The sequence below is a fragment of the Dyadobacter sp. CY261 genome, from assembly GCF_021440085.1.
In the GTDB taxonomy this organism is placed as follows: domain Bacteria; phylum Bacteroidota; class Bacteroidia; order Cytophagales; family Spirosomataceae; genus Dyadobacter.
Genome location: NZ_JAKCPW010000051.1, coordinates 1 through 3581, shown reverse-complemented (window position 1 = coordinate 3581; position 3581 = coordinate 1). Strand labels below are relative to the sequence as shown.

The 3581-nt window shown below is 43.1% G+C and carries 2 protein-coding genes; both read right to left on the bottom strand.

All coding sequences use genetic code 11. From position 1 onward, the window contains the following. Nucleotides 1–959 precede the first annotated feature (959 nt). The gene (locus LZD49_RS35235; RefSeq protein WP_234673338.1) at nt 960–2243 is read right to left on the bottom strand and encodes a mandelate racemase/muconate lactonizing enzyme family protein; all 1284 of its coding nucleotides are present in this window, start codon (nt 2241–2243) and stop codon (nt 960–962) included. Nucleotides 2244–2303: 60 nt separating this feature from the next. Further along, entirely contained in the window at nt 2304–3245 is a 942-nt protein-coding gene (locus tag LZD49_RS35230; protein ID WP_234673336.1) for an RraA family protein, read from the bottom strand. Nucleotides 3246–3581 lie beyond the last annotated feature (336 nt).

The following is a 3581-nucleotide window of genomic DNA, read 5'->3' as shown; positions in this document are numbered from 1 at the left end:
GCTGAATCGATTCTTCTTCATGTTCCTTTCCTTTTATGAAAATATAATCGGAAAGCTCCATTTATTCAACGATCACTTTTAGGGGAAGCTTACATAGGAACTCCATTTGAAAGCGTAACTGTTGTGGCAAAAGTGTGTCTAGCTAGGTGAAAAGTAATTGGCTTAACTATTCCACTTCTGATGTTTTGAAATTTGTTGGAGTGGAGATGGAAGGATTCTAACTCCACCTTTAATCAACTTATTTTCCAATACTTAACTTCCCGTATTTTTTTCAGTCCCTAATTCGTCCCTCGGGCCCTGCTGCAAATTTGCGGACAACAAAAAACCCGCAAATTGATTTTGCGGGTTTTTGTAAGATTTGATTTTACAATCAGTGGAGATGTAGGGAGTCGAACTATCTATGCATCAACCTAACAATCAATTACTTATAACATACCATAGAAAACTGCTCACCGAATTGCTCACCAGATTTTAGTAGCTGCAAAATCTTAAACGAAGATCACAAGCACCTACGTAAACTCCAACTAAAATATGCTCTAGGTCCGATAACAGGCCTTATGTTGAGTCACAAAGAGTTTGGAAAAACAGACGCAGGTACACCTGACCGCCCGGCTAACGCATCGAACATGTATCTATGGCACACGGTAAGATAAAACTGTTTCACTCTGTTCAATTGTGGACACAGTTTGCTGGATGACTTTCAATTCGAGGGCCAAACTTTCCTGCTTCAGACCGCGTCATTCACGGATACGGCTTATCTTCTGACCGATATCGTTAGGTTTTGTTGCTATGCTCATGGTTACAAATAAAAAAAACATCCCTGCCAACTTCAACAAGTAAAGCGGAGTGTTTTACAAACGTCCTGTGGTAGAATACAACCGGATGTGGTTCGATACGCGCGCTGAATTCGAGAACCAGAAACATTTTTGAATAATAGAGTTTGACGGTTCAATCCCTATTCATTCAAAGAAAGGAACGCCAGGGGTTGCGTATTTACGCATACCTTCTTCATTTATTTCAACACCAATCCCCGGTTTTTCAGAAACTTTGATAAATCCTTTGGTCACCATTTCTCCTTCGAACGTAACAATCTCTTTAAACATAGGATCCTTATGGAAGTAAATTTGCCACTCCATTATCATGAAATTAGGAACTGAAACGCACACGTGAGTTGATGCCATCGCACCCAGATATGACGCCACCATATGTGGTGCAAATGGGACGTAATACAAATTGGCCAGGTTGGCTATCCGTTGTGCCTCGCCCAGTCCGCCTGCCTTTTGAAGATCTGGCATAATAATATCCACAGCTCCAATCTCCAGTAATGGTCTGAAACCCAAGGCCAAATAATGATTTTCACCTGCACAAATAGGAGTACTTGTCGAATCCGCTATTCTTTTGTATGCTTCCGCATTTTCTGCGGGTATTGGCTCTTCCAGCCACATCAAATTGAGAGGTTCAAGGACTTTTGCAACTTTTTCACCTGTAGGAGCGTCGTATCGGCCATGCATGTCGGCACAAATGTCAATTTTCGGACCTACAGCTGCTCTGGTGGCGGCCATCTGATCAAACATTCGCTGCACTTCAGCCGGGCTGGCCGTCCAGTTATACCTATCATATTTATTTGGGTCATTTGCCTGGTCCAGATCGAACTTCACCGCAGTGAAGCCCATACCTACAGCTTCTTTTGCTGCTGCGGCAAAATCCTCGGGCTTGGGCAGCCGGTTTTGATACAAAGCGGTATCCATGTAAACTCGGATATCGTCTCTAAATTTACCGCCCAAAAGCTGATATACTGGCAATCCCAGAGCCTTCCCAGCCAAATCCCAGAGTGCAGTTTCCACTGCGGTGAGGACGGCAATATACATGCCCGACTGAGCACCTTCGAAAAAACCACTTCTCCTGATATCTTCAAAAAGCCGATGGATATTTAGCGGACTTTTGCCTTTGATCCGCTGATCGAACATCTTTACCAGATGGTATGTCCCGGGTGTTGCATCCACGCCTTCGCCATGTCCCACGATATCCTGATTGGTATATATTTTAACAAACAGACTATGGCCATTTCGGATGTATCCACATTTAATATCAGTGATTTTCAGATCTGAAGGTGCCGAATTTTTTGGTGTTTTATCAATCGCATTTTCATACACTTCGCCGAACCCGGCAAGGGGTACACTTGCTAAGGCAGTTGAAATTGCAGCATTTTTAAAAAACTGTCGTCTTGAAGTAGGACTTGCCATAGAATGTGACTTGAAGTTTGGTAAAAATTTGGCTACGAACAATCCAATCTCAATGGAGATCTACCAGGTTCGGGTCTTTAACAATTCCTGGATTTGCTCTTTTGGAACCGGCAATTGATCGATACGATCATTGAGCCATTGCGAAAAGTCCTTTTCAATTTCATCAGACCACCTGGTGTCAATTTGTCCGGGTGTATACTTTTGCTCACGCAGGCGCTGGTGCCCAAACATATCCCGCAATCTGACTACCTCAGATGTTTTGACAACTTTCTCAGCCAGATGGGGAGGAATGAAAATCACACCTCCATCTCTACCCAGCACAACATCACCTGGCATGACGGCAGCATTTCCGATTTTTGTTGGCTGATTTATGCCGACCAAGGTGGTGTTTATCTCTTTACCAGGGCTGGTAAGGTGGTGAGATGGGTGATAACTCCTGAAAAATGAAGTAAATGAACCTATTTCTTTCAAACCATTAATGTCTCTGACCGCTCCATCATACACAATGCCATTTCCACTCTTGACATAAATAGAATTTGCCAGATTGTCACCGATAGTTGGGCCATCTTCATGGGCTCCAAATTGGTTCACGACATAGACATCACCTTTCACGAGCATATCAATAGGCCAGGAATTTTGTGACTTTACCCTGCCATCCTGGGTATGACCGCGTTCATCGATCACTAGGTGGATGTCTGGCCGCCCGGGGATAAATGTTGCCGTCAAAGCCCTTCCAACAAGCACCGAGTCGGGGTTAATGGTCTGCCAGTTGTCGTCGTACTGATGTTTGAAATTTTCTCCTTTTAATACTGCCCAAGCCTCTTCCAATGTCACAAGTTTCATTCTTTTCAGAATTGCGTCTGGAACTTTCGGTCGGCCGTCGGAAAACCGATCACCCTTCCAAAGCGGAGTGAGAAACAGCAGTTCATTTTTTGTAATTTGCTGAGAAATAACGTTTTCTGTATAAAGCAGACCGAGTACAAGTAGGAGCAGTCTTTTCATAATATCAAATTATCTTTGATAAAGACCAATTCAACATCGTTCTACTTTAAGCAAAAATGGCACATCCCGAGTGTACATGCTCTTTTGAAACGCCTTTCATTGACAGCGAAGCGTCTTACAAAGCCAGCTGAAGGTCTAAATGTGAGATGTTGATTTGTGAGATGACAATTTAAGATGCCTAGTATTATAGGTTGCAAATAGAAAGATCAGTCTCACAGTTGGGACGTGGTTGTTGCACAACTGAAGTACTCCCTATTTTTAAGGCCAGCAGTTGGCTATGATTGATTAAAATTAAGCAGCATTCAGGTAAAGATTCATTGGTTTTCTGCGGCCTAT